The 25,904-nt window shown below is 46.9% G+C and carries 19 protein-coding genes and 2 riboswitches; of the genes, 6 read left to right on the top strand and 13 right to left on the bottom strand.

Annotated features, from left to right (window positions below; genetic code table 11):
* Positions 1 to 376 precede the first annotated feature (376 nt).
* Genes atzF through AC58QC_RS28270 form a run of 4 tightly spaced genes read right to left on the bottom strand, consistent with a single transcriptional unit; the run spans position 377 to position 7,252 of the window.
* Complete coding sequence (gene atzF / locus AC58QC_RS28285) at positions 377 to 2,182, bottom strand: allophanate hydrolase (protein WP_497418359.1); 1,806 nt, start codon at positions 2,180 to 2,182, stop codon at positions 377 to 379.
* Positions 2,183 to 2,200: 18 nt separating this feature from the next.
* A complete protein-coding gene (gene uca, locus AC58QC_RS28280) occupies positions 2,201 to 5,824 on the bottom strand; it encodes an urea carboxylase (RefSeq protein ID WP_497418358.1) in 3,624 nt (1,207 codons plus the stop codon).
* Between the two features lie 28 nt (positions 5,825 to 5,852).
* Entirely contained in the window at positions 5,853 to 6,503 is a 651-nt protein-coding gene (locus tag AC58QC_RS28275) for an urea amidolyase associated protein UAAP2 (protein WP_497418357.1), read from the bottom strand.
* Positions 6,504 to 6,532: 29 nt separating this feature from the next.
* Complete coding sequence (locus AC58QC_RS28270) at positions 6,533 to 7,252, bottom strand: urea amidolyase associated protein UAAP1 (RefSeq protein ID WP_497418356.1); 720 nt, start codon at positions 7,250 to 7,252, stop codon at positions 6,533 to 6,535.
* Between the two features lie 69 nt (positions 7,253 to 7,321).
* Positions 7,322 to 7,423: riboswitch (guanidine-I (ykkC/yxkD leader) on the bottom strand.
* A 190-nt stretch (positions 7,424 to 7,613) separates the two neighbouring features.
* Positions 7,614 to 7,718, top strand: a riboswitch (guanidine-I (ykkC/yxkD leader).
* Between the two features lie 89 nt (positions 7,719 to 7,807).
* On the opposite strand from AC58QC_RS28270, the gene AC58QC_RS28265 reads away from it, so the two are divergent.
* Positions 7,808 to 9,145, top strand: coding sequence for an APC family permease (locus AC58QC_RS28265; protein WP_497418355.1), 1,338 nt, complete (start codon positions 7,808 to 7,810; stop codon positions 9,143 to 9,145).
* A gap of 578 nt (positions 9,146 to 9,723) precedes the next feature.
* Here the strand turns inward: AC58QC_RS28265 and AC58QC_RS28260 are convergent.
* From AC58QC_RS28260 to AC58QC_RS28245, 4 genes are all read right to left on the bottom strand, one after another.
* The gene (locus tag AC58QC_RS28260) at positions 9,724 to 10,710 is read right to left on the bottom strand and encodes a Gfo/Idh/MocA family protein (protein WP_497418365.1); all 987 of its coding nucleotides are present in this window, start codon (positions 10,708 to 10,710) and stop codon (positions 9,724 to 9,726) included.
* A gap of 99 nt (positions 10,711 to 10,809) precedes the next feature.
* On the bottom strand, positions 10,810 to 11,916 hold the full coding sequence (locus AC58QC_RS28255; RefSeq protein WP_497418354.1) for a Ger(x)C family spore germination protein: 1,107 nt from the start codon (positions 11,914 to 11,916) through the stop codon (positions 10,810 to 10,812).
* A complete protein-coding gene (locus AC58QC_RS28250; RefSeq protein WP_497418353.1) occupies positions 11,909 to 12,988 on the bottom strand; it encodes a GerAB/ArcD/ProY family transporter in 1,080 nt (359 codons plus the stop codon). Before AC58QC_RS28250 ends, AC58QC_RS28255 begins: the two co-directional genes overlap by 8 nt.
* Positions 12,989 to 13,001: 13 nt before the next feature.
* Positions 13,002 to 14,507 carry a spore germination protein gene (locus AC58QC_RS28245; protein WP_497418352.1) on the bottom strand — a complete coding sequence of 502 codons (1,506 nt, stop codon included), beginning with the start codon at positions 14,505 to 14,507 and terminating at the stop codon, positions 13,002 to 13,004.
* 224 nt (positions 14,508 to 14,731) lie between these two features.
* Here AC58QC_RS28245 and AC58QC_RS28240 point away from each other — a divergent pair, with 224 nt between their 5' ends.
* The 5 genes from AC58QC_RS28240 to AC58QC_RS28220 all read left to right on the top strand — a co-directional run bounded on the left by AC58QC_RS28240 (position 14,732) and on the right by AC58QC_RS28220 (position 17,714).
* Entirely contained in the window at positions 14,732 to 15,109 is a 378-nt protein-coding gene (locus AC58QC_RS28240) for a hypothetical protein (RefSeq protein ID WP_497418351.1), read from the top strand.
* Between the two features lie 27 nt (positions 15,110 to 15,136).
* A complete protein-coding gene (locus AC58QC_RS28235) occupies positions 15,137 to 15,559 on the top strand; it encodes an SRPBCC family protein (RefSeq protein ID WP_497418350.1) in 423 nt (140 codons plus the stop codon).
* A 1-nt stretch (position 15,560) separates the two neighbouring features.
* Complete coding sequence (locus tag AC58QC_RS28230; RefSeq protein WP_497418364.1) at positions 15,561 to 15,935, top strand: ArsR/SmtB family transcription factor; 375 nt, start codon at positions 15,561 to 15,563, stop codon at positions 15,933 to 15,935.
* A gap of 571 nt (positions 15,936 to 16,506) precedes the next feature.
* Entirely contained in the window at positions 16,507 to 17,274 is a 768-nt protein-coding gene (locus AC58QC_RS28225; protein ID WP_497418349.1) for a DODA-type extradiol aromatic ring-opening family dioxygenase, read from the top strand.
* 68 nt (positions 17,275 to 17,342) lie between these two features.
* Positions 17,343 to 17,714: a DoxX family protein gene (locus AC58QC_RS28220; RefSeq protein WP_497418348.1), complete on the top strand. Its 372-nt coding sequence runs from the start codon at positions 17,343 to 17,345 to the stop codon at positions 17,712 to 17,714.
* Positions 17,715 to 17,778: 64 nt separating this feature from the next.
* Here the strand turns inward: AC58QC_RS28220 and AC58QC_RS28215 are convergent, their stop codons facing one another.
* From AC58QC_RS28215 to AC58QC_RS28195, 5 genes are all read right to left on the bottom strand, one after another.
* Positions 17,779 to 18,234, bottom strand: coding sequence for an SRPBCC family protein (locus tag AC58QC_RS28215; RefSeq protein WP_497418347.1), 456 nt, complete (start codon positions 18,232 to 18,234; stop codon positions 17,779 to 17,781).
* Positions 18,235 to 18,238: 4 nt separating this feature from the next.
* Positions 18,239 to 18,361, bottom strand: coding sequence for a MerR family DNA-binding transcriptional regulator (locus tag AC58QC_RS28210; RefSeq protein WP_497418346.1), 123 nt, complete (start codon positions 18,359 to 18,361; stop codon positions 18,239 to 18,241).
* 218 nt (positions 18,362 to 18,579) lie between these two features.
* The gene (locus AC58QC_RS28205) at positions 18,580 to 19,485 is read right to left on the bottom strand and encodes a GyrI-like domain-containing protein (RefSeq protein ID WP_497418345.1); all 906 of its coding nucleotides are present in this window, start codon (positions 19,483 to 19,485) and stop codon (positions 18,580 to 18,582) included.
* 71 nt (positions 19,486 to 19,556) lie between these two features.
* On the bottom strand, positions 19,557 to 20,267 hold the full coding sequence (locus AC58QC_RS28200) for a metallophosphoesterase family protein (protein WP_497418344.1): 711 nt from the start codon (positions 20,265 to 20,267) through the stop codon (positions 19,557 to 19,559).
* A gap of 209 nt (positions 20,268 to 20,476) precedes the next feature.
* The gene (locus AC58QC_RS28195; protein ID WP_497418343.1) at positions 20,477 to 25,873 is read right to left on the bottom strand and encodes a right-handed parallel beta-helix repeat-containing protein; all 5,397 of its coding nucleotides are present in this window, start codon (positions 25,871 to 25,873) and stop codon (positions 20,477 to 20,479) included.
* Positions 25,874 to 25,904 lie beyond the last annotated feature (31 nt).

The raw sequence follows: 25,904 nt of genomic DNA, 5'->3' as shown, positions 1-25,904 counted from the left end.
AGCTTAATTGCTCATTTGCGTTGCTAGCGAGATTTTGCAATCTCTTTTTTGAACGATTTCTCGTTCGTGCTTACTCACTCGTTGTTCAGTTTTCAAAGATCAATTTCTTTCGCTCACTGCCGTGTTACCGAAGCAGCGAGAGATAATGTACCACGTACACTTTTCAATTGCAAGTGTTTTTTTTATTTTCTTTTTTTGCGGTCAATCTACATCCCCACTCCACAAGGAATTTCCCTCGGAAAGAATGGCGGACCAGTAATATACCATGGATATAAATGCATTACAACCCTCATTCGCAAAAAAGTTAAAAGGAGACGACCCCCCCCTTCAAAATAAAAGGGAACAATCGTCTCCATTAAGTTCCTATCATAATTACTTACAGAGGCACCACGTTGCGCCAGCTGCGCAACGCCGTAACATCTTCCGCGCCTACGGCCGCGTAAGCTTCACAAACGAAGCCCGGGACTTCTGTGCCGTCCCGGAGCTCAACCTTGCCGATCCCGAGCGGTGCCGGGATCGCAGCCGCAAAGCCGCCAAATGCCTCGAGCGGCATTTCCCAAATCTCCAGCTGGATGGCCGCGCCACCCTGCTGTTGCTTGATCATCCCCGGCTTCGCAGGGGATGTCGGCAGCTTCACAAGGCTGTACTTCGCTGCGGATTCATCCTCCCGGATGAACCGCGCTCCACAGCCTTGCATCTGTTTCTCCAGCGGGTAGCCACGCATGTGCAGCCCGCAAACCGCCACCAGCGTCGTCTGCGCAGCACCGGCGCCATCCGCACTCGCACCCACACGCGCCGCAGCAACCTCCGCCTTTACACCATCACTAGCGCCAGCAACGAACAACTCAGCAACTCCACAAATCAACCCTTCCTCTTCCGCTACAGCGAAGAGCGTAATCCCAAAAGGCGTCTCCGGCGCCGCATCGCCTGCAGGCACAGCAACCGCGCACAAATCCAGCAGGTTGCAATGGTTCGTGTAGCGACCCATATCGCGATTCGTGCTGATCGGGTCTTCCAATACCTGCTCACGCGTCCAGGTACCTCCGCAGGTCGGCATCACAAGCACCGCATCCTGCAACAGCTTCCTAGCTTCCAATTTATACCTCTGAAGCTTATGCATCGCAACAAACACCGATGCTGCATCGTACTCGGCAGCGGAGCCTGAGCGCAATATTTTCTCCGTCACTGGGTATGCAACCCCCGGATTCCCCTCAATAAATTCGCCTAGAGCTGCCCAGCGTTCAGCCACCCAAGGACCTTCATATAAAATCGCCGCAGCTTGCGCGAATAAGGTTACCTCCACTTCTACAACTTCGATGCCCTCACGAAGACTGACTTCATGCACAAAATCAACCGCTTCTTCCCATGCTGCGCGATACTCATCAGCGTAAGGCCCGTAGAAGCCTAACTCGCCACTTGGTAGGCAAATCCGAGTAGGCAACCCTGCCGGTTTCCGCACCACGCTGCGGGACCAAGGATCTTCTGCGTGGGCACCCCGCGCCACGCTGTCTACAACAAGCGCATCCGCTAGGCTATGCGCGAAGACCGTTACACAGTCGAGACTTTCGCAGGCGGGCACGACCCCTTTGGTCGGCCACGCGCCGAGACTCGGCTTGTAGCCGACTAGGCGATTCAGCGCTGCCGGCACACGGCCGGAGCCTGCTGTGTCTGTGCCAAGTGAGAACGCCACTTGGCCACGGGCAACGCTGACGGCTGAGCCTGAGCTCGAGCCGCCGCTGATCAGTTCCGGACGCAACGCGTTATGCGCGTCCCCGTAAGGACTGCGAGCGCCGACTAATCCCGTCGCAAACTGATCCAGATTCGTTTTGCCTACTGGAATCGCGCCTGCGGCAATTAATCTCTCCACCACACCCGCATGTTCTTCTGGGGTAAAAGCATATTCTGCGCAGCCTGCCGTCGTTGGAACGCCAGCTAGATCAATGTTGTCTTTGATAGCGAAGGGAATCCCCCACAGCGGTGCATCTGCCAAAGAAAGAAATGACAACCGATCCAAGTACGGCTGGATGGCATCCATCGTCGGCGGCGTAATCCAAATGTTCATATCAGCATCCGCTACGGAACGCTCTACAATGGTCGACATGACCTCCTGTGGAGATAATGCGCCCGCTTCATACTTTTCACGCAAGTAAGCAATAGTTAACTCTTTTTCCAAAACTCCCATAACCCCCTCACCTCTCCCTTACGCAGATTGTGCAATACCCAGAATTAATTGACCTGCATGCACCTGATCGCCCGGCTTCACACCAATCATCGAAACATAGCCATCACAAGGCGCGTGCTGCGGGAATTCCATTTTCATACTTTCGAGAATCGCGAGCTGGTCGCCCTTCTTCACTTGTTCTCCCGGGGACACGAGTACTTTCCACACGCTTCCTGGCATAATACCACGCACAGCCACTGTCCCTGCAGGTAACTCATCTTCCGGCGCAGCATCGCCTGTCTCCTGCTCGGAGACATATTCAGCAAGCCCTTTCGCCTTCCAGCTTTCACGTTCCTCATTGAACGCTACGCGCTGCCCAGTACGGAAGGTATCCGCACTTTCTTCTATAGAACTTAAAAATTGCAGATATTCACCTAGATCAAAAGTCGTCTCTTGAATGTCAGCCTCATAACGACCACGAGGGAAATCCTCACGCAGCTGAAGCAACTCTTCCGCACTCACTTCATAGAATTGGATTTGGTCAAAAAATCTCAGCAACCAAGGCTTGCCCGCTTGAAAGCTCTCCGTTGAGCGCAGACGATTCCACATTTGAATGGTACGTCCTACGAATTGATATCCGCCTGGACCTTCCATCCCATACACACACATGTAAGCTCCGCCGATACCAACGGCATTTTCTGGTGTCCATGTTCGCGCTGGGTTGTATTTTGTAGTTACTAGACGATGACGAGGATCAACCGGCGTTGCCACAGGAGCCCCCAAATACACATCACCTAACCCCAGTACGAGGTAGTTAGCTTCAAAAACAATCTTTTTCACTTCATCTATCGTATCTAATCCGTTAATCCGTTGAATGAATTCGAGGTTGCTCGGGCACCAAGGGGCATCCGGTCGCACTCCCTGTTGATAACGTTGAATCGCCAACTGTGTAGCCGGGTCATCCCATGACAGTGGCAAGCGCACAATACGCGAAGGCACACGGAACTGTTCTAAAGGAGGTAGGGCAGCGTCAATCTCAACGACCTTGTGGCACGCCTCAGTCAATGTAATTTGCGACGGATCAATATGAATTTGCAAAGAGCGAATACCTGGCGTCAGGTCCAGTACCGGAATCGAGCCACTTTCGACAATCGCCTGCATCAAAGCCTGCACTTGGAAGCGAAGCAGCAAATCCAGCTCTAGCTCACCGTATTCAACGAGCAAGTTTTGGTCCCCGCAGCAGCGAATGGTGATTGGGAATCGACGGTTCTCCACTTCATGGAAAAGTCGCGGATATTCAGGTGTAATCTCCTCATTCACAGCAGGCAATTGCACGTGTACTAATTGGTCAAAATGCCCCTCGCCAATCGCACGCAGGTTGCTCTCTTGCAGATCACGCAGTGCTTCCGATTCTGGAAGCGTCAGCAGGTGGAAGCGGATCGAGTCACCAGGGTGCAGCTGACCCAGCTTCCAAAACTCAGCTGATGCTGTCGTCACCGGACACACGAAACCACCAAGACTCGGTCCATCTGGCCCAAGGAGAATCGGCATATCTCCGGTCAAATCCAGCGTCCCAATTGCATAGGCATTATCGTGAATATTGGAAGGGTGAAGTCCTGCTTCCCCACCATCCTCCCGTGTCCATAGCGGTGCTGGCCCTTTCAAACGAACCCCCGTCCGCGAGGAGTTAAAATGCACTTCCCAGCTCGTTTCTGTCAGTTGATCCAGATACTCCGTACGCAAAAACTCACCTGTACAATGCGGTCCAGGAACGACCCCAATCGTCCACTCGCGTGTCATTCCCGGGCGATGAGCGATAGCAAGTTCCGTCGCCTCACCACTTAACATCTCGCCGCCTTCATTGACACCCAAAACATCGCCCGTACGTAGCGCCCGACCGCCGTGACCCCCGAAGCCACCCAGCGTAAACGTGGCCGAGCTGCCCAGAATCTTCGGCATATCGAGTCCGCCGTCGATGAGCAAATACGTGCGCATGCCTTCTTTGGCCTCGCCGAAGCTCAGCACTTGCCCGCGTACAGCAAACACACGACGGTACGTAGCAACCGTCTCTCCGTCGAGCTCCGCTTGCATATCCGCACCCGTCACGCAGAACCACATGTCGCTGCGGAACTTGTAGGAGCCGCCACGCAAAGTCATTTCTAGCCCAGGCGCATCGTCAGCATTGCCCAGCAATTTATTCCCGATACGGAACGACAATGGATCCATCGGTCCGCAAGGCGGTACTCCAACATCCCAATGGCGAATACGGCCAGGGAAGTCTTGCACAGTCGTTTGAATACCACCATCGACGACTTCAAGTGCGCGCTCTATAGGCTCGAATGTATTCAGCAATTGCGTGTACACATTACCGCTCAGGCAAGCCTCTTCTTGCAGAAGCGCACGTACATACTGCAGATTGGTTGTTAAGCCGTACATGCGCGTTTCAGCCAGCGCTTCCACTAATTTATGGATCGCGTCTAAGCGGTCCTTGCCGTGAACAATGATTTTAGCCAGCATCGGGTCATACAGCGTCGTTACGGTCAGACCATCTCTGACCCACGTTTCATTGCGAGCATTGCTTGAGAAAACAGCGCGATCCAACTGCCCTGCACTCGGACGGAACTGTTGAAGGCAATCCTCTGCGTAAATCCGCGCTTGGATACTGTGGCCTTGCGGCTTGCGGATCAGCGATTGAAGATCATCCAGCTCCAATGCCGCTTCACGCACCATCCACTCCACGAGGTCAACTCCCAGCACTTCCTCCGTCACGCCATGCTCCACTTGAAGACGCGTATTCACTTCCAAGAAGTAAAACTCACACGTTTCTGGATCATAGAGATATTCAACCGTCCCCGCACTGCGGTAGCCCACTTCTGCTGCCAACCGTTTCGCCGAAGCAAACATCGCCTCACGCACTTCGTCCGACAGGTTCGGAGCTGGACTCTCTTCAATGACCTTCTGATTACGACGTTGGATGGAGCAATCGCGCTCACCGAGCGTTACGACCTCACCTAAGGAGTTGCCGAAAATTTGTACCTCAACGTGACGAGCACGGGCAATATATTTCTCGAGGAACATGCCCCCGTTTTTGAAATTCGTTTCGGCCAAATGGCGTACACCATCATACGCTGCACGCAATGTGGCTTCGTCTGCGCAAACACGCATGCCGATACCGCCACCGCCTGCTGTGCTTTTCAGAATAACAGGGTAACCAATACGCACAGCTTCTGTTAAAGCTTCCTCCAGCTCCGTGATTAAAGGAGTACCTGGCAGCATCGGAACACCTGCACGTTCGGCGATCTCACGGGCAGAGTGCTTCAATCCGAACATTTCCATTTGCTCCGGAGTAGGTCCGATAAATACAATGCCATGTTCGCGACAAGCGCGGGCAAAATCCGCATTTTCACTCAAGAAGCCATAACCAGGATGGATCGCTTGCGCACCGGTTTCGAGCGCTGTTTGCAGGATCAGCTCTGTATTCAAATAACTCGATTTCGCCGGCCCCTCACCGATCAGAACCGCTTCATCGGCTCCATCCACATGTAAACTATCTTGATCTGCCGCCGTATACACAGCAACGGATTGAACTCCCAATTTGCGCAATGTACGCTCAATACGTACGGCAATCGCGCCACGATTCGCAATTAGCACTTTTGTAAACATCGTAACCACTCCTTCGCGTTTATCTTCGTTATTTATCCCAAATAAGCACCTGAATCGGCGTCGGGTTATAGGCGTTACATGGATTGTTAAGCTGCGGGCAGTTACTGATCAGTGCCATAGTGCTGCCAAGGGATTGCATTTCTACGTAACAACCAGGCGCAGATACACCATCATCGAATTTCAAACCACCATCCGGTGTCACAGGTACATTCATGAAGAAATTAATATTCGGCGCCAGATCGCGCTTCGTATACACACCGTCCTGCCCAGCTAGCTGCAGCATGAACGTATCGCGACAGTTGTGCATCGACAGCTTATCGTGCGAATAACGCACGGTATTGCTTTGCGCCGAGCACGATCCACCGACCGTATCATGACGTCCGCAGGTGTCAGCTACGATTTTTAGCAGCTCCTTTCCTGATTCGGCTCGTAAAATGGAGCCTGTGCTCAAGTAAATGTTGCTTTGACCCGTAATCGTTGCTACCGCACTATAGTGATCCTCGGGATTCTCTGCATCATAGAACAACGTGTCTGCCGCCTGATTTCCTTCGAGATCCACAATCCGCATCACTTGTCCTGGCTTCAAGACACGCATCCAGCCATCTCCTGCCTGAATCACTTCACTATATATCGCATCCTCCTCTTGACGAGGGCTCTCTACTCGATTAAATACAGCCATACTTCATACCTCCTCTGCGGTCGTTTCTATTAAGAACCTAACAATGTGTGATATTCCCATGTATTTTCAAAAGCTCGGCGATTCTCCGGACGATAATTCAAGCAATAATCATCTTCATTAACCGGCGTGGCGGCTAGTACTTCGATTTTGACAGGCACAGATGGATAACTTTCTCTCGGATCAAGTGGATTCGGCGTATTAGACAGAACTACTAGCGTGTCTAACTCCGTCCTTAGCGTGACCGTTGCACCTGCTTGACAGTGATCTAGGCTAAGACGCATATCCCCATTGTCATCCACGACAACTTTGGAAAATAGATTCACCACCGGCATCATATCCCGCATGCTCAAGCCATTACGAACCAGCTCAACAGCAAAGTTCTCTTGACCGCTCCGCAGCCAATCATTGCGCAGCTCCTGATAGTTCGTCGCCCCATACTTGGCATCTGTCGCTGCACGGCTCGTGTATCCGCTAAGTGGATCATGCCAGCCTAGGCTGTCTTCCACGATACTTACCATCGCACGGCCGTTATCGCTCATCAGCACATTCCCTCGGGTCAAATGAGCGGTATGCTGCGCCTTCAATGTATCCGGCATATTGTAGCGCTCCGTCAGATCCTTCGCGTGGTACAACTGGACCGACACATTCGCGCCCGCTTCCAGTGCAGTCAAACGAATCAACTTCCCTTTGCCAATTACCCCTGACCATTTGCCTCCTGGCCCTATGTCCTTACTCCAAATGTTCCCCATGCTATCGCTCTCCTTCGCTATTTACTTAAACAAAAAGGGAGACATCACAAGACCCATTGTCTTGGTGATATCTCCCAGGTTTTTATCCTTCCGTGTCACTCTCTCACAAGAGTGGTTTACTCTCGGACCAGCCCGGTCATCAGTACCGGCGGAACCCTAGTAAACATTCGTATTTGTTTGTGTTACTAAACATAACATCGTTGATGATATGTGTCAATAACAACTATCTATTTTAGTTTATTGGCATAAAACACTTCTCACAAGCCTAATAATGTGTTATATTAACTTACATGAATGATCAATAGCTAACATGATTAATAAAATCGTTAACATCCTTATATATAAGTCATGAAACATTACATATAAAGTTTTCTAGGGTTCCGCGGGCGGCATATTTCCCGGTCTGGACCAAGAGGAGACGCACAGCTAAAGACTGTGTTCACGGAGGGATAAAAGCCCGGGAGATATCTGCACGTTAGATATCCCCTTGGCTTTTTTGTATATAACCCGCTCCTGTGTTCACAGTCAACCACTGAATAAGGGAGTGTTACCGCTATGACCAAAGAAGTTACACTACGCAAGTCCCTGAGCCTGTACCAAGTCGTCTACATGGGGCTTGCTTGGATGACCCCGATGATTTATTTCTCCATATATGGCATTGCGTATGAGAATGCACATGGGATGCTAACGCAAGCCTACCTGCTGGCTTTCATCGCTATCTTCTTCACCGCTTATAGCTATGGTGTAATGTCAAAGGTGTTTCCGACTTCCGGCTCCGCCTACACCTACACCAAAAAGAGCATCCATCCCTATCTAGGCTTTCTAGTGGGTTGGGCGCTGCTCCTGGACTACTTCTTCTCCCCCATCATCGCGTGCCTAACCTTCGGCATCTACCTGCATGCTCAGTTCCCGTCCATTCCCGCTTATGCGTGGATCATCGGACTCAACATCATCCTCGGCCTCATTAATATCATTGGCATCAAATTCTCCGCGAATATCAGCAAATTGTTCGTCTGGATTCAGATCGTGTTTATTGCTGTGTTCTGCTTCTTTCTATTCCGAAACCTCTCTGGCGTTGGTGAGATTCACCCGCTTGGGCCGTTTCTGCAAACGGATGTGCCTTTCTCCACGATTCTCGCTGGTGCTTCTATTATATGCTTCTCTTTTTTAGGCTTTGATACAGTTACGACAATGGCAGAGGAAACCGTTAATTCCGAGAAGACCATTCCTCGAGCCATCATGATCATCATCATCGCTGCCAGTATTCTCTATTTAGTGCCTTCTTTCCTAACACAGCTCGTGTATCCACATCTGACTTTCGTAAATATCGATTCTGCGGGCTTTGAAATTGTTAAAATGGTTGGTGGAGCAGCTCTGAGCTCCGTATTCCTCACCGTCTTGATTCTTGCGATCTTCACCCAAGGGTTATCGTCGGTTACCAGCGTTTCGCGGCTCCTCTTTGTTTTGGGGCGAGATAACGTACTTCCTAAACGGGTATTTGCTTTCCTACATCCGAAGTTGGGCACACCGGTCATCAACATCGTGATCGTTAGCGTCGTCTCACTGCTCGCTCTCGTGATCTCCCTGGATAATGCCGTGAAATTCGTCAATTTCGGCGCCCTTACCGCTTTCTTCTTCGTTAACGTGTCCGTCATAGCGCAAAAGTATATGAAAGAACGCCAACGCTCGCCGAAGCAAACGTTCCTGTATCTCGTACTTCCACTGCTTGGCGCTGGATTCATCGGCTATCTGCTGTCACTGCTGGATAAGGACGCTTTATGGATGGGCGGAACGTGGCTAATGATGGGGATTGTCTATCACCTGGTTCAAAAGCGTGCCTCTCAAACCAAAGATGCCACAGTTACCATGCGTGCAGCCGGGACGTTGAAATAGTTGAAGCTCATCTGCATGCTTCTGATTTGAAAACACAAAGAACCTGAGGGATGCCTCAGGTTCTTCTTTCTGCTAACCACCTTGGTCTCGCATATAACCCATAGGGATTACGGCTCTGCTCTGCAAATGTCGCAGCACGCCTAATGTTCCTCTAAACAAACACCAACCAAATCTCCTATCACCAACTAGCTAGTCACTACTCCCTCGCCACGCAAAAATAGCTGGAAAAACTCCAGCTATTTCCTCACTAATTCCCGTTCAGCGACGATTAACTGGAAAAACTACAGATATTTCCGGGCATTTCCTACAATATGGGCCAAATGCGTAGAATTAACTGCATTATTTCCATCTATTCCAGATTTCCACACGATAATAGCGAAATTAGATGTAGTTTTTCCAGTTAAACACTGACGCGGCGGCGGGACAGGGGGTTACGAGTTACAGGTTGCGGGTTGCGGGTTGCGGGTTGCGGGTTGCGGGTCTCGGGTTGCGGGTTTCCGGCTTCGGGGTACGCATTCGCATTTCACATTTCGCTCTACCCTCTTCGCCCCCGCTCTCCGCTCTCCGCCGTCCCCTCCCTACTTCCGATCCGCCGGAAATACTAGCCCGATCTGTCTCCGCGCCTCATCCATGATCGCCATGGCCGCGCTGGAATTCGCATGCGAGTTCGTCGCAGATTCCAACTCGCCGTGCTTGATCAACCGGCTGAATTCCTCCGCCTCATAGCGCATGGTTCTCACACTCTGCTCCTGCGTCAAATCTTCTACGGAGCCGTCTCGGTAACGGATTTGCACCTTCTCCGGCTGATTAATTTTATCAATGACCATGGTCGCTAGTTCACCTTGAATTTCAGCAGGCAGGTAGGAGCTGGCGATTTTGGAATGCTGAATCACCGCATCCATCTCATCGTAGCTCAGCAATAGGCTGCCTTCGCCATCTACGCCGGATTCCAGCATCACCGCATTCGCCTGCACTTTCTCCGGCGCACCAAATAATACAACCAACGGATAGATGCAATAAACACCTAGATCCATCATGGATCCATTCGAGAACGCTGGATTGAACGCATTCAACACGGTTCCCTGCTTGTAAGCATCATACCTGGACGAGTATTGGCAATAGCTTGCAAAGTAGCGTCTTACTTTCCCAAGCTTATGTAAATTCTCTTGCACGACTTTAAAATTAGGCATGAGTGTTGATTTCAACGCCTCCATGAACACAACCTGATGGCTGCGCGCAGTATCAATCATCGCCGCTAGCTCAGTGCTATTGGAAGCCGCAGGCTTTTCGCAGATCACATGCTTGCCGTGCTTCATACAGTGAACCGCATAATCCGCATGCAACGAATTCGGACTCGCAATATACACCGCATCAAATGCATCACTTTTCGCAAATGCATTCAAATCTGTAAATCGATGCCCTACATTGAACTTCCCTGCGAATTCCGCAGCCTTTTCTTCCGTGCGGGAGTATACGGCCGTCAACTCGAACTCTCCTGTTTCGAGCGCCGCTTGTATGAATTCCTCTGTGATCCAATTCGTACCAATAACTGCAAATCGTATCATTTTCCCCATGACTCCTTCACCTTGCTATGATCTGTGACTTATACCCTATCAAATTCAACCTCCAAATTCAATCGCCTTACTGATTTACTATCTTTGAACTCACTGCAGCTTCCCATAATGCTTGATTTTCACTTTTGAATGGCAATGAATCTCGATTTCAGGGTACACCTCGCGCCAGTCCATGGCTTTCCATTCCTTATAGGAAACGATATCCTTAATAACGCCTCCTAACCCAATGCTATCCACGTTATGCTCCTGCATATCCTTCAGCATCTTTTCCATCTGAGCGCTAATTTTCTCTGAAATTCTGGATTCGAGTTCGTGCCGATCCGCTTCCTTACTGATTTTCAAATCTCCGACGTACTCCAGAATAGCGCCGCTTAGCGATATATCAAAATCCACTTTAAAGGAGCCAGTTCCCGTTCGAGATGCTTTGACATGCCTTTTGCTAATGAGTGCATCAAACAACACGAGCTCCTTGGCTTCATTTTCTTTATTTAGAAGCAGCGGTAACGAACCCAACTTGAAATCCCCGCGCAGCATGGCAAAATAAAGCGATTCTTTCGCAGGAACCTTCATTCGATACCGTTCGTCCCGAAAAAGGGCAATTCCCTCGATTTCGACATGATCTCCGCCATCTTTAATAATGGGAGCAACAGGATCAATTCCATCGTCATAATAATCTCTTGTGAAATCATATACGGTTACCTTCGGAACGGTCTGAGCCTGCGATTCCGTTCCCAGCATACGATCAATATACTGTCCTGTTTGCAAGAAGTTGGTGTATTTTTTCTTCAAGATGGTATGTGCTTCCCCGTCCACAACCGTAACTTTAACCCGCGGTGAAATCGAAGGATCTCTCACTAAGGTATCGATATCGTCCCAGAAGCCTCGCTGAGCTAGCGTTAGTCCGAACATGACATTGCGCAGCTGTCCACTAACCAGAATTAACTGTGTTTGTCTGGAGAGGTCAACCTTTGCACTTTTACTGCTGTGCGAAATGGTTGTCAGCACTTCACTCGCTCCTTTGGAATCGGTAGAAGAAAGCGGGATACTATTCGTGACCTTGAGCATATCCCCTGGCATTAAGTCAAAGCCTATCGTATGGGTCAAACCGATTTTCTCCAGAATGCGTTGATCATTTCCACATCCGGATAGTAAGAGCAACACGCTAATCATCAGGCATCCAAAGCGAATTTTATGCAAGCTGTTTTCGCCACCTTTGAATAGAAAGAAGACCAATTAAACAGATCGGCAAGCCAAAGGAAATACTAATGTTGAAATACCCGATAAAAAACAACCACTTTCCCGCCTCATCCAGTACACTTGGAATAAACGAGATTAGATAGGTCGAAGCCATCACAATCAAAGTTATTTTGTTCGCTTTCGCATGCTTGAAAATCTGTTGCATGTTCAAGCTTGCAGCCCAGTGATACATCACAATTGTAATAATGACCGTGAATACAAAAAAACCAAAGAGCACATTCTCCACTCTTTCCATAAACGGAAATTTAATGTAAGCAAGAAGATCGAGGAAAGGAAACATAATAAGCTTGAGCTGCTGCAAGCTATAAAATCCAAAGCAAATAACGGTTACACTTAAATAAAACAAGAAGGTAAGCACATTGCCCAGCTGTACAGCCGTGAAAAATCTCGTCTTGGGCTGAATAAAGGGAAATAAAAGTAAACAGAATTCATACCCTTGGAATGAGCCATACAGGTTCAACCCACCTTTCCAGAATTCTTTCCCCTCCTTGAATACATAATGGGTGTATCTCGATATTTTCAAGTCATTAAAAAAGGTAAGCTCCAAGAACATCATCCACATTACTAAATAGAAGAAGACCGTACTTGCCTTCGCAATCGTGTAGATGCCTTTGATAACTAACACATACGCCAGGAGGCTCATCGCAAACATGAAAACCATCGGATTCGTTGTGGGGAATGCCGTCACTTGGAAAATAAGCACATAGATCTTAGTAACCAAACTCGCTGATAATGACCATGCAAGCGACATGATGACATACAATGGATAAATGATCCACTTCGGTAGATACCTCTCAAAGATGGCGTATATACTTTCCCCTTTTCCCATCTTCCACACGATCCACATCAAATAAATATTAAACGCAACCACACCCGCGATTATGAAAAGCATAAGCCAACCGTTATAACCAAAATATTCAGCAGCAACCCGAGGCAGGGCAAAGATACCGACGCCAATCTGTATCATAGGAATCAAAATGAAAATGTGGAAACTGTTCAGCTTCTCTTTCACGCTCGGATCATCCTTATTTTCTCATTTTATTCTTCGTGGAATTTGCCGTTTTCACTTGACTAGGACGTGATGTCAGTATGGAGAAAGGACCGCGGATGAATACATCCTTCCAATCACTCCATTTCGCAGGTGCAATTGGTGTGATATAGGAAGTACCCAAACTAGTTAACCCACAAAGATGGATCACAATGTAGCTAATCCCCATCATGAGCCCGAAGTTCCCCCAAATACCTGCCAGCAAAATTAAACCGAAACGAATAAGACGAATCGAAGCACTCATCACATAACTAGGAATAACGAAGGACGCTATCGCAGATGAGGCAACCGCAATGATTAGAATGTTACTTGTGAGCCCCGCTTGAACAGCCGCTTGTCCAATTACTATACCGCCTACGATACCGATGGTTTGCCCGATTTTGGTCGGCAGACGCGCCCCGGCTTCCCGCAATAGCTCGATCGTAATTTCCATCAGCAGCGCTTCATACACAGGAGGAAAGGGCACCCTGCTTCGCGACTCCCTCAAGGTTAAAAGCAAAGCCTCTGGGATCATTTCATAATGATACGTAGTCACCGATACATAAATAGCTGTAAACGATATCGCCATCACGAATGCGATAAATCGAAGCAGCCTTGTGGCGGTTCCAATCGTCCATCTCTGATAATAATCATCCGCAGAGGAGAAAAAGTCGAAGAAGGCCGTCGGACCGCTCACCACTGCCGGACTTCCATCGATAATGGCTAGAATCTTCCCTGATATTAATTTGGAAACTGCGGTATCCGGGCGTTCCGTAAGTAAGAATTGTGGAAATAACGAATTCGGTACATCATCGATGTGTTGTGTGAACATATTGCCATCATAGATCGCGTCAACCTCGATCCCTCGAATACGACGAACAAACTCGTCTACCAGGTCCATGTTCACAATGCCTTTGAGATACAGGACAAATACGACGGTTTTGGTGACTTCACCCACTTCTAGTTTGATCACTTTCAAATGGGAGCTCTTTACCCTTCTTCGAACTAAGGAAAGATTCGTGCCCGCCGTTTCTGTAAACGAATCATGTGGCCCCGTAATAACGGTCTCAGTTTCGGACTGCTCCACGCTCCTTGCTTGGGGCCCATATAGAAAGACGAGGTACACCTTCTCATTATGAAAAATAGCAACTTGCCCAGATAAGATCCCAACAACAATCTTCTTAGGGTCATCCGATACTTCAAATTGAGACTGCTCCAAAATGGAGCTCAGATCATCTGTTTGCAAATTAGATAACGGATCTGTCACTTCCCGAGACAATTGCGTGTGATCAATGAGATGCGGAAAATAGACAAGATCAACTTGGATATTCGGAATGTTTCGATGAAACACATCGACGCAATCCTCAAATTGGTTTAGGATATGAGCTAATGATAACGGCTCGTTGTTGTCGATCAGGTCATCTAGAGCAGGTATCTCAAACCGCTTAGGCTCTCTGTCCATTTTCCGCGAATAGGAAAATAATAAACGATCCCATATGGCCATGCGTGATCCCCTCCACCTAGAGCTTTCCTTTATTCTGAGCAGTTCCGCTTAAAATATTCCATATTGCCCATAAGTTACGCTTTTGCACACACCTTGACACGAAACCAAATGGTTTCGTATAATAGGATGCGTAACCAAATGGTTCCGCGTTGACGGGCCGATGGAAAAGTGGTTTTGCGGGAAAACTAAGTAGATGAGCTTTATTTTTGAAGGGAGATTATCTGATGCAGGAAGAACTTCTGAAAAAACTACGCTATAAAACAGGACGCGCTCTCGTCCTTCAAGCACCCGAGGGCTATAAACTCGGTGTCGAGGATGATGGGGAGCCGAGTGGCACTTATGATTTTGTTCAGCTTTTTGTTAACCAAGCAGCTGACGTGGATGCATGGGTTCATAAAGCGATTGCCCTTCTGAACGAGGATGCCTTGTTCTGGATTACGTATCCCAAGCAAAGCTCGAAGATCAAAACGGATATTAACCGAGACAGCTTATTCGAGTTAGTTGCTGGTCAAACTGATTATCGAGCAGTCAGCAATGTCGCGGTGGATGATACATGGTCCGCTCTGCGATTTCGTCATACGAGTAAGGTGAAAAGTAAATAACTATACTGCCACTGGAGGCCTTTTACTATGGAAAATCAAATGCAAACCCTACCTGATATTAAACAAACACTTATATTTAATGCGCCGATTCAAAAAGTCTGGAATGCCGTAGCCACTTCTGAAGGCATTGGCGTTTGGTTCATGCCGAATAATTTCATGCCGGAAATCGGTTACGAATTCCATTTGGAGGCTGGTCCTTTCGGTAAATCCCCTTGTAAGGTCACAGAGCTTGATCCCCCGAATCGTTTATCCTTTTCTTGGGGGAAAGACTGGTTTCTGACCTTTGAGTTGTCTGATCTAGATGGCAAAACAGAATTCACCCTCACCCATGGTGGCTGGGATATCGACAAGGTCACCGAGTTCGGCCAACCGCATGATACAGTTCGCGAGACTATGGCACAAGGCTGGGCTGGCATCGTCCAAAGGCTATCCGCTTACATCGAGGCTTAAGATGGCCATTCCCGCGCAAAAACATGACGTCTTCCAGGCCATAGCCGATCCCACGCGACGACATCTGCTGCAGCTACTGGGAGATCAGGAAATGCCTGTCACTGTCATCTCCAGTCATTTTCCAATGAGCCGTACGGCAGTTTCGAAGCACCTTCGCATTCTTGCCGAAGCAGGTCTCGTGAAGGAACGCAAGGTGGGCCGCGAAACCCGATATCGATTGGAGGCCGAGCCGCTGATGGAGCTCAAACGTTGGTTATCCTTTTATGAGCGCTACTGGGAAAACAAGCTCAATGTGCTCAAACGATTCGTCGAACAGGAAGATGACGCAGCTGGGCTTACGTTCTCTCCTCTTGAGGTTGTGGAGCCGGACAAATAGAAGTTGTAGCGAGAGAGTCTCCCATTCTGGGAGGCTCATTTGCATTTTCCGGCGAGGACGTGCGGGGGCGATAGGCGTGGCAAGAGCCACTGGCGTTGTAAGACCGCAGGTGCGAAGGCGAGGCGGCGGCAGGGCGCAGGGGCAACACGGGCGCAGGGAGATGAATAACTGGAAAAACTCCAGTTAATTATGGCGTAATCGACCGAAATTACCAAACAGATGGAAAATATGCAGTTAATTCAAGCGAATTAGGCATTTTGAGCAAGAATCGAAGAAATTAGCTGGAGGAAATACAGTTATTCTTCTACAGGGGCCCATTTCACATAAATTAACGGGAGAAAATCCATTTTATTGCATCCACTACCCCCGTCGCATATGAAACCATACTGGACTGGATAGATATGCTCCCTACTCTCCCCCTAATCCTCACTCTCACTTCAACCTCATTTTTGCTTACAAAAAGTAATTTACTTACTTGACTAGACTGATTCATTGGCGTATCATTGGTTACATAAAGTAACTAAATATATTTAAGTAAATATACATCTGATATATAAAGGAGATGTGATCTATGATTTCACCGATTTTTGTAGGCCACGGTTCACCCATGATGGCTCTTCAGGATACTGCTTGTACGCAATTTTTGCTCGATTACGGTAATAAGCTCTCACCCAAAGCGATCGTCATCTTCACCGCACATTGGGAAACAGAAGTACTCACCATATCTTCCACCAATGATGTGTACGAAACGATCTATGATTTCCGCGGCTTTCCCGATGAGCTGTTTCAACTAAAATATCCCGCCAAAGGTGACGTTGCTCTCGCTCAATCCATCGCGGAACGTTTTCAAGCGAAGGGTATCCCCGTTCAGTTCGATCGCACACGCGGCCTAGATCATGGCTCTTGGGTGCCGTTGTTAAGGATGTTCCCGACACCTAAATGCCCTGTCATTCAAGTGTCCGTTAATCCTTACCTGCCGCCTGCGGAACAGTACCGGATCGGCGAAGCCTTGCGTGGACTCGATCAGGAAGACATCCTGATCATCGGCAGCGGCGCCACCGTGCACAACCTGCGCGCGTTGAACTGGAACGCTACCGAGCCGGATGCTTGGGCGGTTGCTTTTGACGATTGGCTTGCTGCGAACATGCAAGCTCAGAACTTAGAGGCGTTGTTCAACTACGCCACAGAAGCACCGAATGCGAAGATGGCGGTGCCACGCCCCGAGCATTTCATTCCGCTATTCATCGCGATGGGCAGCGGCGACCCTGGTCGGCCTGTCGAGATCATTCACCGCAGCTATGAGGTCGGCTCGCTGAGCTATCTAGCAGTATCATTTTAAGCAGCATGAAATTGGTTAGATTGCACATGCTAACATAACCAATTCCAACAAACAGAGGTGCTCTGGCATTGACATGGACGACTCGCATCATTCAAATCTTATTGGCAGCAGCGTATGTCATGTTCGGGATTTTGAAGCTGTCTACCCATGACCTGCAAATGAAAATATTCACGTCAACCTATGGATACAGTGTAGAGTTCATGTATATCGTTGGCGCCGTTGAATTAGTCGCCGGCATCGGGCTCATCATCGGCCTGTGGCGCCCGCGGATTGCACTCCTCTCCGCAGGCGTTATCGCCATGATTATGGCTAGCGCCATGCTGACCCACATCCGCTCCCACGAGGGAATGCGCACCGCGGTACTGCCACTCATCTTCCTCGTCATGGCGATATTCGTCGTTGTGAGAAGCACGCGTGGACGGGAGCGAGAGAGGGCCTAAATTCGTTAAAAGAAGCGTGCAAGCCTCTGGCTGCACGCTTTCTTATTTAAACCTGATTTGAACCCTACTCGGGCTTCATCGCTTCTTGTTCGACCCTTTGCATAAACTCATGCACCACTTTCAAGTTGCTTTTCTCGCTACCGAGCTTCAACATCGCTCTTCCGACAAAATTAACACCTCTATTGTGACCCTCATATATAAATTTCGTATGCCCATGATCGATCTTAACTAACCTAAACGTAAGCTTGATATCAAACGCCTTTCCTAATACAAAGCTAATTGTCTTTCGTTTCTCGATCTCCTGATCTTCATACGCTAAGGTTTCAACGATATACGTTTCCACACGTTTGCCTTCTCGATACTTCTGCTGATGCTTGGCCCCCGCTTCCCTTTCACCCATCTCGATGAGCGTATGTTCCTCTACTTTAGGCATAATTCTCTTGATATTTTTGTCCGAAAATAAGGCCCAGACCTTCTCAATCTCCGCCTTAATCACAATTTCTTCTTTCCATTCGATCATGCATTTACATCCTTCCCCGATTGCAAAAAATCATCGAAGCAGGTTCGAGCAGCCCCACTTCTGCATAATAACGCAACGTATCTTTGCTTAACCCCGTCATTTCCGAGAACTCACTGATCCTGTACATCTTTCCCTCCCACCAAAATAATAAACCGTTTTCCTGTCTCCGCACAAAAAAAGAGACCCACAGCAACGGGCTGCGGGTCTTAAGTATATATATATTTAAAAGGGGGTCGAATTTCATTATAGGCCGCGAACCTTAAAGAGAGATGAAATTCAGATGTCATTTCCGTGACAAATGATTCCTCCTTTGTTACAGCTTTCACCTACCCAATTTCCGCCAGCTTACTTCGCTTTGATTGGAATATAAATATCCATCTCTACAAGCTCATGCAAGCTAGAATTACAGCGCTCATCATAGTATTCAAACTCGGCGCTCCCCGCATGCTCATACCCTGAATGAGGAAACCATTCCGTGAAAATCGTATTCCACGTACTCTGAATAGATGCTACAAACTGATCCTGCGTCACCTTCGGTGTTGTAAATACGGCGTAATTCGCCTCTGGAAACTCACGGCACACCAGATTCTCTGACACATTCTCGAAGCTCGTCGCCTCCATCCCGATGATGTAGGTCATATCTCCGCTCTCCAAGTCAACATCCGCGCAGACCCCAATCTCGACCGGCAACCCTGTGTGAACGCGGTTCGGGATGTGTTCCCCCAGCCCTTCTTGCATGTATTTCTGCCAAAAAGCAGGGATATCCCGAAGATTTTGCCCCTCTTTGCACGAGGTCTTCAATTCATATCCAATCAATTTAAATCCAGGTTTTGTTTGCAATGCGTAGTTCATACGTATTCCTCCTAAATAGGGATTGAATTTCCGATCCAGCACATTCACTTTGGGATAGCTAGGCGGTCGAATGCCTTGCTTGCGGTAGGCAAGCGGCGTGCGTTGAAACACCTTTTTGAATGCCCGCGTGAAATTCTCTGGGGACCCAAAGCCATTATCGAAGGCAATATCGATCAATTTCTGCTCCGTATGTGCGATTTGATAAGCCGCTCTCGCTAATCTTCTCTTGCGAACATATTCCATTACAGCGTCCCCCACCATGGTTTGGAAGACACGATGGAAATGAAAGGCTGAGAAGCAGGCTACCTTGGCTAAGCACTCCACGGACAGCGGTCCCGATAGATGTTCCTCAATATGATCCAGCGTCATCTGAATCCGCGACTCATAAGTGGTATCCATCATTTGCCTCCTTCAGCTTGTTAACCACAGTTTACGCCATTAGGAACTACGCTTCTTGATATTTCTTGCTCCTATTTCCAGCTCCCTTTGGAAGCAACGGAGTATGTCTTGTATTGATTCTTCCCCTTAATTTCCAGAAGATTCAGCTGCAGACCGTAGGCACAGCCGCCATCGATCCCGATTTTATCCGTATCAAACCACACATCCGCTTTCCCATGTATATCCTTCGTCGTCGTGTGCCCGAATACAACAGGCTTCTTCACAACCGTTTTCTGTTGCACAAATGGCGCTCGAATCCAGATAAAGTCCCGCTCCGGTTGTGTTTTCCAGTCTGCATAGGCAGGATTTAGCCCAGCATGTACAAAGATATGCGTATCATTCTCGTGATACAGCGGCAGATCCCGTAAAAATGCAAGTTGCTCGCTGCAATTGGCCCGAATGCATTCTTTCGCTGTTTTCAAATCAAAGTCCCTGACACCGCTGAAGCTTTGAAATGTCTGAATACCGCCATGCTCAAAAAACTTCATTTCCGTCAAGGAATCAGTCTCACCCATCACTTCCAAAAAGCGTTGATCATGGTTCCCCTTGAGGGCAATTGCCCCTTTTTCACGCACCAAATGCATCACATGTTCCACGGTCTCTCGGCTAGCTGGTCCCCGATCTACATAATCTCCTAGCAAAACAAGTTGATCCTCTTCCGCATTGAACTTTACTTTATCTAATAATTCCTTAAACTCATCCGCACAGCCGTGGATATCGCTTATTACTAACGTTCGTTTCATTTGTTGTACCCCCTGATGTTGCGCTCCGTACCTAATCTGTCTTATTTACGGGCTTCTATTTGATCTAGAAAGTGTTGTATCTCACATTTCTCTTAATCTATGGATCTATCTATTATTCTATTTTATCATAGTCGTCACCTGTGTTGAACGATTGGTAACTTAAGAAATATGAAAAAAAGGACGCCCTGATGGACGTCCTCCAAAACTATTTAATTGATAAACTGAACATATTGCAAGAATCTCTTCAGCATTACCGCAGCTTCCGCTCTAGTCGCTGGAGCTGTTGGTACAAATTCCGTTTCGGTTACGCCATTTACAATTCCAGCACTTACCGCTCCGGCTACTGCATCTTTAGACCATACACTCAATCCCTTGCTATCCGTAAATTTGTCTAATTGCTTGAGGTCAACTACAGCTGATTTACCGGCAAATTTCATTGCTCGCGTTATCATAACCGCCATCTGCTCTCTCGTGATGCGCTCATCCGGGTTGAATGAAGTATCATTAAAGCCCTCAATCAAACCAGCCTTAGCAGATGCACCAACCGCCCCTGCAAACCAGCTATTCGAAGGTACATCTGTGAATTTTGCTGAAACTTCCTCTTTCAAACCAAGTGCTCTAACCAGCAGAGCTGCAAATTCGGCACGAGTAATGTTTGAATTCGGTGCGAACTGGGTGTCACTTACTCCTTTAATGACCAATTTAGAAGCAAGTAATTCCACATCCGCTTTCGCCCAGTGACCTTTTACGTCGTCGAATGTTTTGGAAGATTGAACGACGGTGTAGATACTGTTACCTTGACGCTTGATCGTAACTTCTGTCTTGCCATTCACTGTTGTAAAAATCGCAGGAACGAAAGTCATCTCCCCAGTTTCAGGGTTGTACATTACGGCAGTTAACTGATTGGAATCTACGGTTTGAACAAGAGTAATCGTTCTAGGTACGTAAGTATTTCCAAAATCGTTCACTGTTGTAGTCTTACCATTGCCTTCCGCAGTAATGGTAAAATCAACTGCACCGGAAAGAAGTGATAACCCTGCTTGTTTGGCTTTAGCGTTAATCAGATCCGCTGTTGGGCCGGTTACTTTTTCAATAGTGATATTAATCTTCACATTGCTTACGTCGGTACCTAGCGTTTTAGCTAGATTCGTAAGATCCAAAGACTTGGCAGGAAGATTGTAAGTAACTTCATTACTTTTAATGGATAATACCGTATCTGGGGCATTTTTCATACCTGCCGACAAGGCGTTAGCTTCAATCTGAACCTTAGCCGCTCCTTCACTACTCTTTACTTCAATATTAATTTTTTGATCTTTGGATTCTTTGGATTTGAGTGCATCAAAGGCTTTGCTGAGCGTACTTCCATCCACCGTAACTACCGCTACGGTTTTCCCGTTGATCGTTTGATTAACTGGTGCGATTAACACTTGCACGCCGCCATCGTTGTTTGTTGGAGCAGCAGGTGCATAACCTCCAGGTGACTTGTCATTTGATTCACGAGGCACTACACTTGCTGGATTTGAATATTGACCTTCCCCTAAAGCGTTCACACCTGTTACCTTGTAATAATAAGTCATGCCGTTAGTTAATCCGCTGTTTGTATAAGTTGCACTCGTAACATTTGTTGCAATTTTTTCATACGAGCCATTCTCAGTCGTTCCACGATAAACGTTATAATAAGTAGCACCAGTTACCGTATGCCAACTTAAAATCGCTGTTGCGTCACTTGCTCCGGCAGTCAAGCTTGTCGGTGCAGAAAGCGGTGCGATAAATTGAAGGAAGGTTCCCAAGATTATGCTGCCGTCTTCATTTCTCGTGTACGATTCAACCGGTACTAAACTTGTAAAGTTTGCACCTGTAAGCTGAATACCCGATTTGTTAGCGGATTTGGAACCGTCAAACATGTAGTTATTGTTGGCTGTTAATTCCGCTGGGAAATTATCTTTGACAGATACCGTTTTTTGATAGGATACAAAACCATTAATTGCAAAATCAGTAGGTATGCCTGAATACGTTGTAAAGCTTAAGTTGCCTTTGGCATTGTTAAAGCCAATATTATTTTCAGCTCTGACACCCGGGTTACTATTACTTGTAAAACCAATCGCACCATTGCCGAAAGCAATGCTATTTCGAATGATATGAGGTACGTGAATGCCTTCACCACCAAGCTTAAAGCCATTCTTGTCTCCTTCACCTACTTTGCCATTCGTTAATGTACCATTGTTATAAGCGATGCTATCTTCAATCGTTACAGCGCCTATCGCACCTGAACCCACTTTAGTATAAAGATCCCAACCGTCATCAATGTTATTGTGAGAGATATCACCTCTGAAAATATTGCCTACGCCCGATGTCAGTTTTGCCGCAAAACCATCGGCATTATTATTAGATGGATCTATATTATCGAAGGATTCATTGTTCAATATCAGATTGTACGACGGCCATGTCGTTTTATCCGAGGATCCATCTGTGCTGCTGATCTGTAGTCCCGTGTCACCATTCGAATAGAATCGGCTGCTCTCAACGATGTTGTAACTTCCACCTACCGTAAAGCCTTTCGTGTTGGCAGCTGTGCGTTTAAAATCAATTCCTTTCACATGCCAGTAATTCCCACTCAAAACAACGCCCTCGGATTTTCTGAAAAAATCTATGACAGGTTTTGCACCCGGAGCCGCAATGAGAGATTTCTTGGCATTGGCTGTACCGTCATTCCCCTTCTTAATGTCTAGTTTGGACTTGCGAACATATTTTCCATCTAGCATAATAATTTTCTGACCCGCGCTTACATAAGCGATAGCCGTGTCAAGATCAAGCGGACTGCTGATGGAGCCTGTACCCGCACTCGTACCCGTTGGTGATACATAAATGTCTCCGCCTTGACCTAACGTTTTCATCGTTACAGAGAATGTTTTCACTAATCTGCTATATGATGTTAGAAGCTGTGTATCATCTGGCAAAAATGTAGCGCTAAAATTCGTAGTTGCGTTTCCAGCAACCGAAGTTTTCAACGTAATCGTTTTCCCAGCTTCAACGGTTTGATCTAGCGCGATCACTTCTTCACCCTTTTTGATCGTTACTGTACCGTTCACAGTAGGCTTATATGTTAAATCATAGTCAGTCTTTGAAGTTTTATCCAATGATAGAAACTGAAAATCAGGTTCAACCTTTTCTTTGGGGCCTTCAACTTTTGGAGCATCAGCTTCTGCTGCTGTTACTTTTAAATCAATTTTGCTTACATCAATCGATGCAAGACGAGCTGCATAAAAACCTACATACATTTTAGAATCTTGAACGTTCATGATGTCTGGAACAAAGTATTGTGTTGCATTACCACTGTTCAGTTTCCCAGTAAAACCACTGTTATTTTTTGTGAGTGTAAGTATGATAGTTCCTGCAGGTTTTGTAGGTGTAGTATCTAATATGGTACTTTGAATCCCTTTGCTGCCTGTACCATCCTTAGAAGTGACACCTGTTCTGACAAATAGCTGAGTTCCTATCGGCTTAGTTGTTCCGCCACTGTATCCACCTATCGCGGCAATATTAGAAGCGAATACACTGGCATCACCAGGGGCTCCGATTGCATCTCTAGCCATTATTCCGAAAGATTCCTGGCCATCGTACGGGGTTTTAGCAAATGTGTTAACATTAATAGTTGCGGATAAGACAAAGTTATCCTGAACGGCATCAAGTTCGGTGTAGTAGAAGGTTATACCATCGTGATCACCGGTAATTTTACCGCCATATTTACTTTCGGCTTCTTTAGCTAAAGCTTTAACAGCAATGCTTTCATTTGATAAGCCTGCATTAGTTACCGTCACCGTATTAAGTTCATCCGATGTGGATTGTCCAAACCTTATTGTTTTCCATTGAGGTTGCACAGGTTCTCTTACTGCAACTTTATATGAAATTGGCGCAATGCTTGTATTTTTAGGAATGATTCGGATATTATACGTTCCTGCGATATCCTTATTATAATTGGAAGAATCAATATCATAGCTCGTGCTCGAGAAAAGTTCTTCATCCTTATTATCGTAAACTTTATACACACTTAATCCGACAGTGTTCAATCCATCACCGACTAGATAAGTAGTTTTGGGATATGGATTTTGGTTAACTTTAATCCCTGTTAATACTTTTTCTTTAACCGTAACGTTGGAAGAAGTTTGTTGTCCTCTGTACGAAATTATAACCTGCTTCGAACCAGCAGTGGTTGTATCGAGTACAGCGGTATATTCGTTATTCATAAGTCTTACTCTCGAATTATCACTATATTTCGCATATACAACCATCCCGTTAGGAACGAAAGGATCACCCAGATAATAAAGCGTTTTTTGCGGTGGTTGTGTGATTTCCAAACCAGTAAGCAGTGCATCTTTCACAGTCACGTTAAATGTTGTAGTCTTTGCAGGAGTCTCCGTTGATCTAATAGTAACGGTTTTTGTCCCCGGTGTGTCGAACGTATAAGTAGAACCTGTAACTGTTGCATTCGGAATCGATATTGTGTATTTATCGCTTTTAATATCAGCTCTAATACCTGAATCATATCCAGCTGTAACTACTAAACCTTCTGGATCAAATTGATCATTTGTGTAATAGACAGTTTTAGCAGGAAGGTTTGTCAAATCCAATGCAGCAACAGATAAAGGAGAGATAATGAGATCAATCGTTTTTGTTGCACCTTTATAGTTCACTTTAATTGTATTTGCCCCAACTTTGCTGCTGTCAAATCCTGTAATTATATAGTCATTCTTTGATAGTTCCTCATACACGGCTCCTGTTACTGATTTTACTATCAAACCAGTTGTATCAAGGCTTTGATCCTTCAAATACTGCTTCTTCATAGAAGTCGTGTCTAGTGTAATTCCACTAGGTGTTGCATGAGTATCCACGATAATGTCAAAATCACTAAAAATGATTTCAGCGTCTCTGGCTACAAATAAGCCTGCATATGCTGTAGATAAATCAAGAGATACGGTTTGACTTTCACCATTGACCATTAATTTATAGGCATTTCCTGATTTTTTAATCGAAATATCATATTCTTCACCATCAATAGGATCATTGACAGTTTTAAAAGCAGGCAATTTACTCAGCTGAGTACCTGATTTGTAAACGACTTGTGTAACGGAAGAAACAGGAGTGCCTGGAACAGTGGCTGTAGCAGCGACTGGATTAACTCCAACTCCACCGACTGCCACAAAATTAGATGTTATAGTTGATCCTGATCCATTAGAACCGACGTTCCCTCTGACCATTAACCCAAAAGCGGCTTGGGATTGGTTGCTATTAGTTGGACTGGTAAAACTCACTACTTTTGCTTTCGTACGGATCTCAAAGTCTGGATCAGTTGATAAGTTTATCTGTTTATAGTAAAAAGCCAGCCCCTCGCTCGAACCATCAATTTTCCCTCCGTTAACAGCTTTTAGTGTAACTGACCCATTTGAATTTGTTGTTATGGAATTTCTGTCAGCAGCCGTATTTGATCCAAATATACTTGGTGTCCACGCCGCCCCAACAGCCGCTACAGCGGATCCGCTAAAAGGAATCATCGATAATAATAAAACTAATGACAAGACTGTTGCCAACAACCGTTTTTGTTTTTTCAAGAAACATTCCTCCATATACTTGCTATTGTAT

The sequence above is a fragment of the Paenibacillus sp. J22P51 genome (assembly GCF_059692215.1).
Note: the sequence above shows the minus strand (reverse complement) of the source record. Positions and strands in the feature narration are given on the sequence as shown.

Bases quoted from the DNA above. Each gene is read 5' to 3' on its own strand.
- AC58QC_RS28210 (WP_497418346.1), bottom strand. From the start codon at position 18,361: ATGTACAGGATCAGTGAGTTCTCGGAAATGACGGGGTTAAGCAAAGAT.
- AC58QC_RS28200 (WP_497418344.1), bottom strand. From the start codon at position 20,267: ATGAAACGAACGTTAGTAATAAGCGATATCCACGGCTGTGCGGATGAG.
- AC58QC_RS28270 (WP_497418356.1), bottom strand. From the start codon at position 7,252: ATGGGGAACATTTGGAGTAAGGACATAGGGCCAGGAGGCAAATGGTCA.
- AC58QC_RS28230 (WP_497418364.1), top strand. From the start codon at position 15,561: ATGGCCATTCCCGCGCAAAAACATGACGTCTTCCAGGCCATAGCCGAT.
- uca (WP_497418358.1), bottom strand. From the start codon at position 5,824: ATGTTTACAAAAGTGCTAATTGCGAATCGTGGCGCGATTGCCGTACGT.
- atzF (WP_497418359.1), bottom strand. From the start codon at position 2,182: ATGGGAGTTTTGGAAAAAGAGTTAACTATTGCTTACTTGCGTGAAAAG.
- AC58QC_RS28240 (WP_497418351.1), top strand. From the start codon at position 14,732: ATGCAGGAAGAACTTCTGAAAAAACTACGCTATAAAACAGGACGCGCT.
- AC58QC_RS28205 (WP_497418345.1), bottom strand. From the start codon at position 19,485: ATGGATACCACTTATGAGTCGCGGATTCAGATGACGCTGGATCATATT.
- AC58QC_RS28260 (WP_497418365.1), bottom strand. From the start codon at position 10,710: ATGATACGATTTGCAGTTATTGGTACGAATTGGATCACAGAGGAATTC.
- AC58QC_RS28225 (WP_497418349.1), top strand. From the start codon at position 16,507: ATGATTTCACCGATTTTTGTAGGCCACGGTTCACCCATGATGGCTCTT.
- AC58QC_RS28275 (WP_497418357.1), bottom strand. From the start codon at position 6,503: ATGGCTGTATTTAATCGAGTAGAGAGCCCTCGTCAAGAGGAGGATGCG.
- AC58QC_RS28235 (WP_497418350.1), top strand. From the start codon at position 15,137: ATGGAAAATCAAATGCAAACCCTACCTGATATTAAACAAACACTTATA.
- AC58QC_RS28265 (WP_497418355.1), top strand. From the start codon at position 7,808: ATGACCAAAGAAGTTACACTACGCAAGTCCCTGAGCCTGTACCAAGTC.
- AC58QC_RS28215 (WP_497418347.1), bottom strand. From the start codon at position 18,234: ATGATCGAATGGAAAGAAGAAATTGTGATTAAGGCGGAGATTGAGAAG.
- AC58QC_RS28245 (WP_497418352.1), bottom strand. From the start codon at position 14,507: ATGGCCATATGGGATCGTTTATTATTTTCCTATTCGCGGAAAATGGAC.